Source organism: Pseudomonas argentinensis (genome assembly GCF_001839655.2).
Lineage (GTDB): Bacteria > Pseudomonadota > Gammaproteobacteria > Pseudomonadales > Pseudomonadaceae > Aquipseudomonas > Aquipseudomonas argentinensis_B.
The window spans coordinates 4,434,865-4,449,252 of sequence record NZ_CP056087.1; the positions used below are offsets into that span (position 1 = coordinate 4,434,865).

Sequence of the window (14,388 nt, forward strand, 5' to 3'; positions counted from 1 at the left end):
TTGGCCTCAGTAGACGAACGTCAGCAGCCCATTGAACACCAGCGCCGCCACGAAACCGATGGGCGCGGCCTGGAACAGCAGCTGCGGGAACAGCGCGGCGCGGCTCTGCTCCGAGGTGCAGGAGCCGAGGATCAGGCTGCCGCCCGAGGAGAATGGCGAGATCGAGGTGGCTTGAGCGCCGACCACGATGGCGATGAACAGCACCATCGGCTCCAGGCCCAGCGACTGCGCGATCGGCAACACCATGGGGAACAGCGCCGGCGTCACCACGCCCAGGGTGCTGGAGAACAGCGACATGAACGCCGCCACCACACCGAACACCACCGGCACCAGAAGCGGTGGAATGCTGCCGCCGATCCACGAGGCCAGCACATCGATGGTACCCGCCTTGATCGCCACCGAGATCAGCATGCCCACGCCGCAGATCATGATCAGCGTGCCCCAGGGCACCGAGGCCATGGCCTTGCGCTCGTCGCCCAGCTTGAGCAGCAGGGCGATGACCGAGAACAGGCTGGCGATCAGGCCGATATCCATCTTCGAATTGATGAAGCTGATGGTGGCGTTGGCTGGCAGCAGGATATGGGCAATGGGCGCAGCCAGTACGATGGCCATCATCGCCAGGGTCAGCCACAGGGTGATTTTCTGCTCACGGTTCAGTGCCGTCGGCTCGCTGGCATCGAACACCGCGGCCTTCATCGCACGGCCATCGCGGGTCAGGAACACGAACGCCGAGATCACCAGCACTGGAATGATCAGGGTGCTGGCGAAGATCCCGAAGGCGTTGATAAAGGCATCGTTGTCACTGATGCCGGCATTGGTCATCAGGCCACGAAAGATGATACCGCTCTGGCTGGACATGAAGTTGGCACCGCTCAGGGCGCCATAGTTCACCGCCATGCCGCCGACGATCAGGCTCATGCCGGTGCGCTGGCAGAGCAACAGGGTGATCGGCGCCATGAACGCCAGTACGGTGTAGTACCCGGCGCCCATCGCGGCAATCACCGTGGCCGTGAAGAATACCGCGAAGGGCAGCAACTGCGGCACCTTGCGGCAGTGATAGATAAGGTGCTCGGCGAGCTTTTCCAGGGTACCGTTGACCGTGGCGAAGCTGTAGAACAGGCACACTGAGAAGATGATGAAGAAGATCTTCAGTGGCCACATGCCGATGACATCGGACGGGCTCAGGCCCATGCCGAAACAGCCGATCAGGTAGGCGAAGGCAATGGCGAACAGACCGATGTTGATCTTGGTCTTGTAGCCGAGGGCGACCGCGACAACGATGGCCGCGACGACGATGATACTCATCATGATGAGGGGTTTCCTGTTGTTGTTCGAATGGGATCAGCGGTTGTTGGAGAAACCGAAAAGGCGGGCCGGGTTGGCGACCAGGACCTGGTGACGCTCGGCCGCATCCGGCAACAGCGCCTCGATCAATTCGAACTGCTCGGCATAGTCTGTCCGATCTTCGAACTGGGTGTTGGGCCAATCGCTGCCCCACAGGAAGCGCTCGATACCGCCGGCCGCTGCACGCACCTGCGCCAGCACGGCGGCGCACTGCAGTGGATCGGTCTTGCTGCGGTAGGCAGCCGAGAGCTTCAGCCACACTCGCGAGTCGCCGAGCAATTGCAGAAATGCCTGGTGGTCCGGGTTTTGCGCATCGATACCGCCGGTTGGCAGGCCGAAATGGTCGATCACCAGGTTGACACCGGTGGCGACGATGGCCGGCACGATCTGCGCCAGGTCATCGATGCCCCGCTGGATTTCCACCTGCCAGCCGCGCCCTGCCAGGCGCTCGAACAAGGCGTTCCAGGCGGCGCCGGTGTACTCCTGCAATTGCTTGCCGATCAGGTTCAGGCGAATGCCCACCACGCCAGCAGCGGCGAGTTCGTCCAGCTCGGCATCGCTGACGGTCACATCGACCACCGCCACCGCGCGCAGGCGCTCGGGATGGCGGCGCAGGGCCTCGACCATGAAGCCGTTGTCGGCGCCGAGAAAGCTCGGCTGGATCAGCACGCCGTGGGACAGGCCGTGTCGGTCCAGGTGGGCGAGGTACTGCTCGACCAAGGCGTCGTAGTGCGGGCTGTAACGGCGGCTGGCGACCATCGGCAGATCCTGGCGAAAGATATGCGCGTGGCTGTCGATGCCGGTAATGGCAGGGCTGGCGATGCTCATTGGGGCGTACCTGATCGATTGTTGTGAAGGCCGACAGCAGGGCCGGCCCTTGTTATCACGACATGCAGTCATATATATGAATAGTTGACCATATATTTGCTTCAGCCATTCTGTCAATCGATCAGCCGGTGTAGAGTGGCGCCAGCCTGTTGCAACCGGACCCCCAGACGCGATGACCCTCGGATACGACCAACGCTTGCCGCTCTACCAACGACTGCGCGAGGAAATGCTCGCCAAGATCGCCGCTGGCGAGTGGTCGCCCGGCGCGCCGATCCCCACCGAAGCAGAACTGACCAAGCTTTACGGCGTGGCCATCGGCACGGTGCGCAAGGCGGTGGATACCCTGGTGAACGAGGGGCTGCTGCTGCGCAGCCAGGGCCGTGGCACCTTCGTGCGGCGGCCGAATTTCGACGCTTCCCTGGCGCGCTTCTTTCGTCAGGTGGATGCCAGCGGTGGCCGGGAAATCCCCACCAGCCAGATTCTCTCCAAGGCGCTGCAAAAGCCCTCCAGGGAGATCGCCAAGGCGCTCGCCCTGAAAGCGGGCGAGCAGGTGCTGCGCCTCGAGCGCCTGCGGGTGATCAAGGATCGCACCCTGTTCCATGAAGAAATCTGGCTGCCCGCTTCGCGCTTCATCGTGCTGCTGGATATCGACTCGGCTACCTTCGGCGACCTGCTCTACCCCTTCTACGAGAAACAGTGCGGCCAGTGCATTGCCTCGGCCCGGGAAACCCTGACGGTGGGCTGCGCCGACGCGCAAATGGCCGGCACCCTGGCCATCGGCGAGGGCGACCCCATCGTGGTGATCGAACGCACGGCCCTGGGTTACGACCGCAGCCCGCTGGAGTACCGCCTGTCCCGCGCCGCAGCGGCCAACTTTCGCTACCAGATCGAGATCTGCTGAGCCCTCCCCGCTCGACCACCGCGCGATGCGCGCCTGCCGCCAGGCCTCGACCAGGCGCGTGGCGGGCTGGGTTGGCGCGACTGCTCGACGGTCGTCCGACGACCTGAAAGCCGCGTAACCAAGGGCTTGCAGCCATGGCGACGGTAAAAAACGTCGCGCCCGCATCTTTTCGATTTACGCCGAGCTACTGAAGTGCTATCAGGTGCAGAAGGATCGCTGCCGGCTCGCACCGGCTGCCCTAACAAGAACAACAAGATCAGGAATGCCCCCATGAACAGCTTGCGTCGCTTGCCGATCAATCGTCGTCTGTGGCTCATCATCGCGATGCCGGTGCTGATGCTGGTGCTGCTCGGCGCCTACATGCTCAATCAGATCAGCCTTGGCCTGTACGCCGGCAAGGCGGAAAAGACCCAGCACGTGGTGCAGACCGCCGTGGGCATTCTCAAGCACTACCAGGGCCTGGAGGCCAGCGGCACGCTGAGCCGCGAGCAGGCGCAGAAGCAGGCGATCGAGGTGATCCGCAGCCTGCGTTACGGTGGCCAGGAGTATTTCTGGATCAACGACCAGACGCCGACCATGATCATGCACCCGACCAATGCCAAGCTCGAGGGGCAGAACCTGTCGAGCATCAAGGACCCGGACGGCAAGGCGCTGTTCAACGACATGGTAGCCATCGCCAAGCGCCAGGGCGCCGGGCCGATCGACTACCGCTGGCCCAAGCCGGGCGCCAGCGAGCCGGTGCCGAAGATTTCCTATGTCGAGTTGTTCCAGCCCTGGGGCTGGATCATCGGTTCGGGCGTGTACGTCGACGACGTGCAGGCCGAGTTCAGGTCCCAGGCCCTGAAGGCGCTGGCCATCGGCCTACCGGCCACCCTGCTGTTGATCGCCCTGGTGGTGATGATTTCGCGCAGCATCGCCGTGCCCTTGCAACAGGCCGTGACGGCCATGGCCAATATCGCCAGCGGCGAAGGCGACCTGACCCACAAGCTCGATGACCAGGGCCGCGATGAGCTGGCCGCACTGGCCGGGCACTTCAACGCCTTCACCGGCAAGATGCGCCAGGTGATCCGCCAGTTGCTCGACTCTGCCGCCTCGCTCGATCAGGCTGCTTCCTCGCTCGGCGACATTTCCAGCGCCGCGCAGCAGCACAGCCAGCAACAGGCCCAGCAGATGGAGCTGGTCGCCACCGCGGTGAACGAGGTGACCTACGGCGTGCAGGATGTGGCCAAGAACGCCGAGCACGCTTCCAGCGAAGTGCACACCGCCGAAGAACAGGCGCGCCAGGGTCAGCACAATATCGACGCCAGCCTGCAGCAGATCGACCAGCTGTCCGCCACCATCGACAAGGCCGTGGCGGTGATCGAGTCGCTGGCCAGCGAAAGCACGCAGATCGGCGGGGTGCTGGAGGTGATCCGCTCGATCGCCGAGCAGACCAACCTGCTGGCGCTCAACGCCGCCATCGAGGCCGCCCGGGCTGGCGAGCAGGGCCGCGGCTTTGCCGTGGTCGCCGACGAGGTACGCCTGCTGGCCCAGCGCACGCAGAAATCCACGGCGGAGATCCAGGGCATGATCGAGCGCCTGCAGGGCAATTCCCAGGCCGCGGTGAAAGCCATCGGCGACAGCAGCCAGGCCTCGCGCCTGACCGTCGAGCAGGCCAGCCAGGCCGGCGAGAGCCTGGCGCAGATCGCCCAATCGCTGCGCAACCTGACCGGCCTCAACGCCTCGATCGCCAGCGCCACGCTGCAGCAGTCCCATGTGGTCGATGACATCAACCAGAACGTCACCCATACCGCGGCGCTGGCCCACAGCGCCGCCGACTCGGCCGAGCAATCCAGCGCGGCCAGCCAGCACCTCAAGCAACTGGCCGAGCAACTCGGTCGCCTGCTCGGGCAGTTCCGTATCTGAGTGCAGCCCTCGCGCCCGGCTCCCCGGAGCCGGGCCCAGGTGTCCGCCGCCAGTGAAGAACTGTCGGCCCGGGCATGCCGGCTGATCGAGCGGGTGAGTTTCTTCAGGGCCTGAGAGCCTGCTCATGACCTTATGAGCGTGAAGCGGCAGCTACAAGGCAGGAGCGGACATTGAGCTTCAAGCCGCAAGCCTCAAGCTGCAAGAAATAGCTAGAGCACTGCGGACTGCTTTTAACTTGTAGCTTGGGGCCTGCAGCTTGCGACCGCTCCTGCCGCTTAGCTGCCAAAATAGACGAACCTGGACCAAAAGATCATAAACAGCTCTGAATCAGGCAGGCTCGTCGCGCAGCTCAGCCAGCACCTGGTTGTAGAGCCCATGCAGGCGCTGCCTCTGCTCGGGCTCCAGGGTTTCGCTGGCCAGGCGCTGCTCGAACACCTGCTCGGGCGTCAGCTCGTCGAGCATGCCCTGCTCGCCCTGCAGGCTGGCGACCGCGGTGCCACGGGCGCGGCGAATGCGCAGCACCTCCACCGGCAGGCCTTCGCACAGCGCGGCGATGCGCACCGGCAAATCGCTCAGGTAATCGTCCAGTTCGACCTGCACCTCCAGCCACACCGGGCGCTCGGCGCTGCCCTCGCGCGCCGCCTCGGCAAGCATCGCGGGCAGGGTCTTCAACGAACCGCGTAGCGACTGCAGGGCCTGGAATCGTGGTATCGGCACGGCGCGCACCTCACGCAGGCCACCCTCGTCCAGGTCGACCAGCAGCACTTCCTTCTGCTGGCGGGCTTCGTCGAAGCTCAGCGGGATCGGCGAGCCGCTGTAACGGATATGCTCCAGGCCACCAACCTTTTGCGGCCGGTGGATATGCCCCAGGGCGATGTAGTCGGCCGCCGGGAAGGACGAGGTCGGGAAGGCCTCCAGCGCACCGACGTAGATCTCGCGCACCGACTCGCTGGCGCTGGCGCCGACGGTGGTCAGGTGGCCGGTGGCGATGATCGGCAGGGCCGCGCCGAGTTCGCGGCGCCGCGCCAGGGCCAGCTCGTACAGCGCCTGGTAGTGGGCGTGAATGGCCTGCTGCAGCGACAGTTGCTTGTCCGCCGCACTCTGCCCCGCCTCACTGCGCAGCACATCGCGCGGGCGGATGAACGGGATGGCGCAGAGCAGCGCCGCCGGCCCGCCATCGGCGCCTTCGAGCACCAGTAGCTGTTCGTGCAGGTGAGCGCCGACGCCGGGAATCACCCGGGTGCCGAGCTGCGCCAGCAGGGTGCGGCTCTCGCCGAGCATGGCCACCGAGTCATGATTGCCGCCGAGCACCACCAGTTGGCAGCCGGTTTCGCGCAGCGCCACCACGAACTGGTTGTACTGCTCACGGGCATAGCTGGGCGGCGAGCCGGTGTCGAAGATATCCCCGGCGACCAGCAGCGCCTGCACCCCATGCTCGCGCACCTGCTCGATCAGCCAGGCGCAGAACGCCTGGTGCTCGGCCTGGCGCGTCTTGCCCATGAAGTGCTGGCCCAGGTGCCAGTCGGAGGTGTGCAGAAGGCGCATGGGCAGCTCGATCCCGTGGCTGAAAATGCCGCCACCATGCCTTCTCGGCGCTGCCAAGGCAATGGTTTCACATGAGGTAACACACCCGGCAGGCGCCGTATCCGCTGGGCTACGCGGTGATTTTCCGGCAGCCGGCCGGCAGGCCGGGTTCCCCAGGTCGAACCCTGGCGCTTAGGCTCCGGTCGGAAAATCGTTCCCTTCCCTTGCCGACTCCGCTGAGAGGTATCCGCCGATGACAACCGCAGCCGTTCGCCCGCTTTCCCTGTGCGCCTCTGCCCTGGCCCTGTTCGGCCTGCTGCAGTCTGCCGCCCAGGCCCAGACCATCGCCCTCGACGTACCCTACGTACCGACACCGGAACCGGTGGTGGCGCGCATGCTGGAAATGGCCGATGTCGGCCCCGACGACTACGTGATCGACCTGGGCTCCGGCGATGGCCGCATCGCCATCGCGGCGGTCAAGGATCGCGGCGCCAAGGCCGCCTACGGCATCGACCTGAACCCGCTGCGCATCGAGGAAGCCGAGGCCAACGCCGAGCGGGCCGGCGTTGCCGACAAGGTGGTGTTCGAGCAGGGCGACCTGTTCAAGAAGGACATCGCCGATGCCGACGTGCTGACCATGTACCTGCTCAATACCGTCAACATGCGCCTGCGCCCGGTGATTCTCGACACCCTGCGCCCCGGCACCCGGGTGGTGTCCCACGCCTTCAGCATGGAGGACTGGGAACCGGATCGCAGCGATATCGTCGAGGGCGCGCGCATCTACCTGTGGATCGTACCGGCCAGGATCGCCGGCAGCTGGACGGTCGAGCGCGAGGGCGAAACCTTCACCGTCGACCTCGAGCAGCGCTTCCAGGAAATCAGCGGCACCACCGGGCATCAGGAGCGCCTGCGCGGACGTCTGAACGGCACCGAAGTGCGCTTCGAGGTCGACGGCCAGCTGTACGTCGGCCAGGTCGAGGGTGATCGTATCGAACCGATTTCCGCCGAAGGCGCGGTAACCGGTTGGCGCGCACGGCGAAGCTAAGCCATGAGCGCACGCGCAGCGGCACGACAACCCGGCCTGTCGGTGCTCGACGGCGTCGCCATGCTGGTCGGCGTGGTGATCGGCGTCGGCATCTTCGGCTTTCCGCCCCTGGTGGCCCAGCACGCCGACAACGCCTTCGTGTATATCGGCCTGTGGCTGGCCGGCGGCCTGGTGATGCTGGTCGGCGCGCTGTGCTACGCCGAACTGGGCGCCAGCTACCCGGATCGCGGCGGCGAATACCATTACCTCAACCTGGCCTGGGGCCGGCAGGTCAGCCTGCTGTTCGCCTGGGCCAGGGGCACGGTGATCCAGACCGGGGCGATCGCCGTGGTGGCCTTCATCTATGGCGACTATGCCCAGCGCCTGTTGCCGCTCGGCGAGTACGGCAGCGCCTGGCACGCCACCCTGGTGGTGCTGGCGCTGACCGCCCTGAATATCCTCGGCACCCATGAATCCAAGCGCCTGCAGGTGCTGTTCACCGGCATCACCCTGCTGGCGCTGCTCACGGTGGTTGTCGCCGGCCTGCTGCTGGCCGAACCGCTAACCGAGATAGCGCCGGCGGCGGCCGATAGCGGCGGCAACCTGGCCGGCATGCTCGGCATGGGCATGGTGTTCGTGCTGCTCACCTACGGCGGCTGGAACGAGGCGGCGTACCTGTCCGGCGAGCTGCGCAACCCGGGCCGCAACATGAGCCGCGTGCTGCTGTTCGGCACCCTGGTGGTAACCGGCGTGTACCTGCTGGCCAACCTGGTGTTCCTCGACATCTTCGGCCTTGTGGGCCTGCGCCAGTCCAGCGCCATCGGCGCCGACCTGATGACCATCGTCGCCGGCCCCTGGGGCGGCGTGCTGCTCAGCGCGCTGATCTGCGTCACCGCGATCAGCACCCTCAACGCCACCATTCTCACCGGCTCGCGGGTCTATTACGCCCTGGGCCGTGACGTGCCCCAGCTGGCGATGCTCGGCGCCTGGAACGACCGCGCCTCCACGCCGGTGCGGGCGCTGCTGGTGCAGTGCCTGATCACCCTGCCACTGTTATTGTTCGGCGCCCTGAGCGAGAACGGCGTGCAGAGCATGGTCGCCTACACTGCGCCGGTGTTCTGGCTGTTCATGTGCCTGACCGCCCTGTCGCTGCTGCGCCTGCGCCGCCTGCAGCCCAATCGTGGCCGACCGTTCAGCGTGCCGTTGTACCCACTGCTGCCGCTGTTGTTCGCCGCCAGCTGCCTGGGGCTGTTCTGGTCGAGCACCCTGTATGCAGGGGTCGGCGCCTTGCTGGGCCTGGCGATCCTGGCCGCCGGCTTGCCCCTGTTGCTGCTGCAACGGCCGGCCGAAACCGTGGCGAGCGGTTCGAACTGAACGGGTTTCTGTGTTACACAGGCCCTCCCGCTTCTACAGGAGACAGCCTGCCATGCCGCCGAAACCGCCCATCGAACTGCTGATCTGCGACTGCGACGGCGTATTGATCGACAGCGAGATCATCGCCGAGCGCCATCTGCATGCCGCCCTGGCCGAACACTACCCGGCCCACGAACTGGACGTGGTACTGGCCGGCACCTTCGGTTTGCAGACCCGCGACATCATGGCCCGCGCCGAAGCGCATTTCGGCAAGCCGTTGCCCGAGGGTTTTCTGGAGAAGAACCGGGCCATCACCAAGGCGCTGATCCGCGAGCAGGTAAAGCCGATCGACGGCGTGCGTGAAGCGCTGCTGCAGATCGACCTGCCGCTGGCCGTGGCCTCCAACAGCTACGCCGATGCGCTGGCCTTCGCCCTGCAGCGCTGCGAGCTGGTCGAGCGGGTCAACGTCGGGGCCTTTAGCGCCGACCAGGTCGAACGGCCCAAGCCGGCACCGGATCTCTATCTGCTGGCCGCCGAACGCGCCGGCGTCGACCCGGGCCGCTGCCTGGTGGTCGAGGACAGCATCACCGGCGCCACGGCGGCGCTGACCGCCGGCATGCAGGTGATCGGCTTTCTCGGCGCCAGCCACATTCCGCCCGAGCATGGCGAAGCCCTGCACCAATTGGGCGTTCAGCACCTGATCGGGCGCATGAGCGAGCTGCCGCCGCTGGTAGAGCGCCTGCGCCACGGCAGCGACTGACCGCTCCCCGGGCGGCCCGGGCTCAGGCCTGGGTCGCACCGTTTCGCCGTGTCCATTCGTCCACCACATCGCCCATGGTGCGCGGCGCACCGCTGCGCATCCAGGCCATGAACGGCCGGTCGAAGCGAAAGTCGGCGCCACACTGCGCGCTCATGAAGCGGCGCACGTTCTGGGTGTTGCGGTAATCGCTACCTACCGGGGTGTCGCGGGTGATGGTGCCGCCGTGCCAGTCGAAAGCCATGCTGCCTTTCCTTGCCGATGGGTTCGGCGTTCACAGTACAAGCCAGCCGATCAGCGCACCAGCTACCACCACCATCCAGGGCGGCAGCTTGCCGGCCATCAGTGCCAGCAGGGCAAGCAGCACCAGGGCGAAGTCCAGCAGATTGCCGACGGCGCCCGTGCCTACCGGCTGGTAGAGCGTGGCCAGCAGCAGGCCGACCACCCCCGCATTCACGCCCGCCATCGCCGCCTGCAGCCGTGGTCGGGTGCGCAACCGCGCCCAGAATGGCAGCACGCCGACCAGCAGCAGAAACGATGGCGCGAAGATCGCCAGCAGACACAGCAGGCCGCCCAGCCAGCCGGCCATGGCCGTGCCGAGGAAGGCTGCGAAGGTAAACAGCGGCCCCGGCACCGCCTGGGTGGCGCCATAACCGGCCAGGAACAGATCGTTGCCCAGCCAGCCGTTGGCCACCACCTCGGCCTGCAACAGCGGCAACATCACGTGGCCGCCGCCGAATACCAGGGCACCGGTTCGGTAGAACACCTCGAACAGGCTCAACAGCGGGCTATCCAGCAGATGGGCCAGCAGCGGCAGGCCGGCCAGCAGCAGCAGGAAAATCCCCAGCCACAGTGCGCCGGACCGCTGGCCAATGGCGATGGGCAATGGCTCGGTAATGGTCTGCGCCTTGGATTTCAGCAGCGCCGTTCCCACCAGGCCGGCACCGATAATCACCGCCAGCTGCCCGATGGCGCCCGGCACCAGCAGCGCGACGGCTGCGGCCACCAGCATCAGCACCCGCCGGGGGGTATCCGGGCACAGCGCACGGGCCATGCCCCAAACCGCCTGGGCGACGATGGCGGCGGCGACTATCTTCAGGCCATGCAAGGCACCGGAGGCCAGGGCATCGCCCTTCACGACCAGACCGTAGGCGAACGCCATCAGCAACAGGGCCGACGGCAGGGTAAAGCCGAGCCACGCGGCCAGGGCACCGCGATAGCCCGCCTGGGACAGGCCGACTGCCATACCGACCTTGCTGCTCGCCGCCCCTGGCATGAACTGGGCGATGGCGATCAGCTCCGCATAGACCGCCTCGCTCAACCAGCCCCGGCGACTGACGAATTCCTGGCGGAAGTAGCCGAGATGGGCGACCGGACCGCCAAAGGAGGTGAACCCCAGGCGCAGAAAGATCAGGAAGATCGACCAGGGGCTGCGGTCGTCACGTGGGGCATGGGCCATGCAGGGTTCTCGACGGTCGGGCCCATCAATGTGCCCTGTCCACATGACTTTTTAAAGGCTGCGCTCACTAGCTACGTTTCAGCGAACGGCTCATGGCCTTGGCCATGTCCTGGTCGACCTGGTGGCGCCAGTCACGGTCGCGGTCACTTTCCGGCTGCAGGCGCCGCTCGATATCGGCGTTGGCGCTGGCCTGGCATTGCTGGAAGCCATCATCCCAGCCGGTGGCGTACTGCGTATCGGCCAGGTACTGCGGCACGTTCTTGCGAAACGCACCGAGCGCCTTGGCCGCACTGTCGCCGCTGGCGCACCCATCGGCGTAGCCCGAGGCGAAGGCCGGCGGATAGCCCTGGGCGAGCAGGTAGTCGCGAGTGCTCTGACAACCGCTCAGTAGCGGCAGCAGCATCGTAAGGAAAAGCACGGCTCTGGTGGCCATGGTGATCACCTCGCTACTCGTTGAAGGCGTTGAGCAACCTGTCGCGCAGCGCACAGTAGGCCCAGGGGCTGGTACTGCAGGCGCCACTGGCCAGGGCCTGATGGAAGCGCGCCAGATCGACCTCGCGCACATAGCGCTCGGCATCCTCGAAGCGCTCCTGCCCACCGAAGCCGGCGCCACGCATTTCGGCAAGTGCCTGCTGCCTGCTCCAGCCCTGGTAGATGATGCGGTACATGGCCGCGATCAGGCCGGTGCGGTTCTGCCCGTGCTTGCAGTGAATCAGCACCGGGCCAAGCGCCTGCGCCTGGCGAATGCTGCGCAGGGCCTGCAGCACATCGGCATCGTCGACGCGATCGGCATGCAAGGGCTGGTGGATCTGGCGAACGGCCGGGTCGCTCAGCCACTGGGCATCGCTGCGCTGATAGAAATTGATCACCGTGGCAATCTTCAGGCGCTGCAGCTCACCCTGCTGAACGGCAGTGGGCAACGCACTGCGATACAGATCGGGCTGCATGCGGTAGAGGTTGAAGACCCTGTCAACGGGCGTAGCCCATGACGCAGGCCCTTCGCTGGAATTCGTGACGGCTACCGCGGCCCATGCCGGCGTCAGCGGCATACCGAGCAGCAGCGCCCAGCAGAAGATATGACAGCGTAGTTGGGCGTAGCGAAGCTGTGGCATCGTATGATCCTGGCTGGATGAACGAGCGCAGTCTCGTGTCGGCCCCGTGAGGGCTTCGTCATGGCCCTGTGAAAAAAGCGTCAATCCCCGTGAAGAGAACGTTGCATGCGCATACTGGTGATCGAAGACAACCGCGACATCCTGGCCAATATCCTCGATTACCTGCAGCTCAAGGGGTACACGGCCGATTGCGCACAGGACGGTTTGAGTGGCCTGCACCTGGCCACCCAGGGGCATTACGACCTGATCGTGCTGGACATCATGCTGCCCGGCCTGGACGGCTACCAGCTGTGCCGACGCCTGCGTGAAGAGGCGCGCAGCAGCATCCCGATCCTCATGCTCACCGCCCGCGATGCCCTGGAGGATCGCCTGCAGGGCCTGAGCGCCGGCGCCGATGACTACCTGATCAAGCCCTTCGCGCTGTCCGAGCTGGTGGCGCGCATCGAAGCCATCCTGCGTCGCTCCCAGGGCAACCGCCGACGCCTGCTGGAAGTCGCCGACCTGGCCTATGACCTGGACATGCTCAGCGTGACCCGTGCCGGCGTGCCGATCAAACTCAACCCGCTGGGCATGAAGCTGCTGGCCATCCTGATGCAGCGCTCGCCCGCCGTGGTCCGTCGCGAAGCCCTGGAGGAAGCCCTGTGGGGCGACGATTGCCCGGACAGCGACAGCCTGCGCAGCCATATCCACCAGCTGCGCCAGGCCATCGACAAGCCCTTCGCCGCGCCCCTGCTGCACACCGTCCACGGCGTGGGCTACCGGCTGGCGGCGAACCCCGATGCAAAGTAAGCAGCCGTTTCGCCGGCGCATCCTGATCGCCTTCGCGACCATGACCATTCTGGTCAGCGGGGTGTTTTCCCTGAGCATCGTGGCCATCGTGCACCTGATCGAAGAGCACCTGGTGTCCGAGGAACTGGCCCTGGAACTGGGCGTGGTGGTGCAGCAGGACCTGAAGAGCGGCCAGGCGCCGCGCCTGGACTCACGCACCCGCTTCTTCGCCTCGAACTACCCGCAGTACGCCATTCCGCCACGCTACGCCGACCTGCCGGTCGGCTTCAGCGAGCAGCTCGAAGGCGAACGCGCGTTCTACATCTTCACCCAACTGATCAACGGCGACCGCTACCTGCTGGTGCAGGAACAGAGCGAGTTCGAAAAGCGCGAGCAGGTGCTGTTCAACGTGGTGCTGGCGGGCTTCCTGCTATCGGTGCTCGGCGCCCTGGTGCTGGGCTGGTTCATGTCCGAGCGGGTGATGCGCCCGGTCAGCAAGCTGGCCAACCAGGTGCGTCACCGCGACCAGTTGCTGCCATTGGCGCCGGCCCTGGCACCGGAATACCCGGACGACGAAGTGGGCCAGCTGGCCGCCGCCTTCGACAGCACCCTGGGCCGCCTGCGCCAGTCCCTGGAGCGCGAGCGGCTGTTCACCAGTGACGTCAGCCACGAGCTGCGCACGCCACTGATGGTCATCGCCAGCTCCTGCGAGCTGCTGTCCCAGGTCGACCTGCAGCCGATGCAGCGCAAGCAGGTGCAACGCATCGAACGGGCCAGCGCGGAAATGCAGGACCTGGTGCAGACCTTTCTGCAACTGGCCCGGGTCAAGGGCAACGAGAGCCTGTTCGCCGGCAGTGCCAGCCTGGGGCAGATCGCCGACGAGCAGGTGGAGACCTGGGCGCCGCTGATGCGCGAGAAGGGCCTGGACTTCCAGGTCGAGGTACAGGCGTTGCACGAAGATGTCTACAACCCCACCCTGCTGCGCACGGTGATGGCCAACCTGCTGCGCAATGCCCTGCACTACACCGAAAGCGGCTTCGTGAAACTGACCCTGCTCGCCGACGGCTTTCGTGTCGAGGACAGCGGCGTGGGCATACCCGAGCAGCATCATGAGCAGATCTTTGACCCCTTCGTGCGTGGCGAGCAGGCCCGTGGCGAAGGGCTTGGCCTAGGGCTGTCGCTGGTCAAGCGGATCTGCGCTCATCAGGGCTGGCAAATCAGCGTGCACAGCCTGCCGGTGGTGGGCAGCTGCTTTGAAGTGAACTTCCAGGCCGCCAGCTGACGTTTTTTTCACGTTTGTTTGACGGGTTCATCAGAACCCGCCTCCTAACATCGAGGCACTCTCCTAGGGTCTGTTGCCGTTTCACGCACGGCCGCGCCGGAGCTCGTTTTATCGCGAGGCAAGGCACGAGC

Annotated in this window: 13 protein-coding genes and 2 pseudogenes; 8 read left to right on the forward strand and 7 right to left on the reverse strand. The window is 65.8% G+C overall.

The annotated features are described in order from the left end of the window. Positions 1-6 precede the first annotated feature (6 nt). Entirely contained in the window at positions 7-1,308 is a 1,302-nt protein-coding gene (locus SA190iCDA_RS20035) for an SLC13 family permease (RefSeq protein ID WP_070888024.1), read from the reverse strand. A gap of 33 nt (positions 1,309-1,341) precedes the next feature. Continuing rightward, positions 1,342-2,172, reverse strand: a complete 831-nt coding sequence (locus tag SA190iCDA_RS20040; RefSeq protein WP_070888023.1) for an amidohydrolase family protein — start codon at positions 2,170-2,172, stop codon at positions 1,342-1,344. A 172-nt stretch (positions 2,173-2,344) separates the two neighbouring features. Here SA190iCDA_RS20040 and SA190iCDA_RS20045 point away from each other — a divergent pair, with 172 nt between their 5' ends. The 3 genes and pseudogenes from SA190iCDA_RS20045 to SA190iCDA_RS23585 all read left to right on the forward strand — a co-directional run. Then, the gene (locus SA190iCDA_RS20045) at positions 2,345-3,073 is read left to right on the forward strand and encodes a GntR family transcriptional regulator (RefSeq protein WP_070888022.1); all 729 of its coding nucleotides are present in this window, start codon (positions 2,345-2,347) and stop codon (positions 3,071-3,073) included. Positions 3,074-3,433: 360 nt separating this feature from the next. Beyond that, positions 3,434-4,072, forward strand: a pseudogene (locus SA190iCDA_RS23580) (cache domain-containing protein); the annotation flags it as partial. Between the two features lie 315 nt (positions 4,073-4,387). After that, a pseudogene (locus SA190iCDA_RS23585) lies at positions 4,388-4,978 on the forward strand (methyl-accepting chemotaxis protein); the annotation flags it as partial. A 327-nt stretch (positions 4,979-5,305) separates the two neighbouring features. Here SA190iCDA_RS23585 and sbcD read toward each other — a convergent pair. Further along, positions 5,306-6,523 (reverse strand): exonuclease subunit SbcD, encoded by a 1,218-nt coding sequence (gene sbcD / locus SA190iCDA_RS20055; RefSeq protein WP_070888020.1) that lies wholly within the window; start codon positions 6,521-6,523, stop codon positions 5,306-5,308. A 232-nt stretch (positions 6,524-6,755) separates the two neighbouring features. On the opposite strand from sbcD, the gene SA190iCDA_RS20060 reads away from it, so the two are divergent. Genes SA190iCDA_RS20060 through SA190iCDA_RS20070 form a run of 3 tightly spaced genes read left to right on the forward strand, consistent with a single transcriptional unit; the run spans position 6,756 to position 9,639 of the window. Further along, complete coding sequence (locus SA190iCDA_RS20060; RefSeq protein ID WP_070888019.1) at positions 6,756-7,547, forward strand: 50S ribosomal protein L11 methyltransferase; 792 nt, start codon at positions 6,756-6,758, stop codon at positions 7,545-7,547. Positions 7,548-7,550: 3 nt separating this feature from the next. Next, a complete protein-coding gene (locus SA190iCDA_RS20065) occupies positions 7,551-8,900 on the forward strand; it encodes an APC family permease (protein WP_070888018.1) in 1,350 nt (449 codons plus the stop codon). A gap of 52 nt (positions 8,901-8,952) precedes the next feature. After that, a complete protein-coding gene (locus SA190iCDA_RS20070) occupies positions 8,953-9,639 on the forward strand; it encodes an HAD family hydrolase (RefSeq protein ID WP_070888017.1) in 687 nt (228 codons plus the stop codon). Between the two features lie 22 nt (positions 9,640-9,661). Here the strand turns inward: SA190iCDA_RS20070 and SA190iCDA_RS20075 are convergent, their stop codons facing one another. The 4 genes from SA190iCDA_RS20075 to SA190iCDA_RS20090 form a co-directional block, all read right to left on the reverse strand. Then, positions 9,662-9,880, reverse strand: a complete 219-nt coding sequence (locus SA190iCDA_RS20075; RefSeq protein WP_070888016.1) for a DUF6434 domain-containing protein — start codon at positions 9,878-9,880, stop codon at positions 9,662-9,664. 30 nt (positions 9,881-9,910) lie between these two features. Then, a complete protein-coding gene (gene chrA / locus SA190iCDA_RS20080) occupies positions 9,911-11,095 on the reverse strand; it encodes a chromate efflux transporter (protein ID WP_070888015.1) in 1,185 nt (394 codons plus the stop codon). A 67-nt stretch (positions 11,096-11,162) separates the two neighbouring features. Then, on the reverse strand, positions 11,163-11,528 hold the full coding sequence (locus SA190iCDA_RS20085) for a hypothetical protein (protein WP_070888056.1): 366 nt from the start codon (positions 11,526-11,528) through the stop codon (positions 11,163-11,165). 13 nt (positions 11,529-11,541) lie between these two features. Then, positions 11,542-12,207 (reverse strand): dual specificity protein phosphatase family protein, encoded by a 666-nt coding sequence (locus SA190iCDA_RS20090; protein WP_070888014.1) that lies wholly within the window; start codon positions 12,205-12,207, stop codon positions 11,542-11,544. 105 nt (positions 12,208-12,312) lie between these two features. Here SA190iCDA_RS20090 and SA190iCDA_RS20095 point away from each other — a divergent pair, with 105 nt between their 5' ends. After that, on the forward strand, positions 12,313-12,996 hold the full coding sequence (locus tag SA190iCDA_RS20095; RefSeq protein ID WP_070888013.1) for a response regulator transcription factor: 684 nt from the start codon (positions 12,313-12,315) through the stop codon (positions 12,994-12,996). Further along, positions 12,986-14,257, forward strand: coding sequence for a sensor histidine kinase (locus tag SA190iCDA_RS20100; RefSeq protein ID WP_070888012.1), 1,272 nt, complete (start codon positions 12,986-12,988; stop codon positions 14,255-14,257). The genes SA190iCDA_RS20095 and SA190iCDA_RS20100 overlap by 11 nt, the downstream gene beginning before the upstream one ends. Positions 14,258-14,388: the final 131 nt, after the last annotated feature.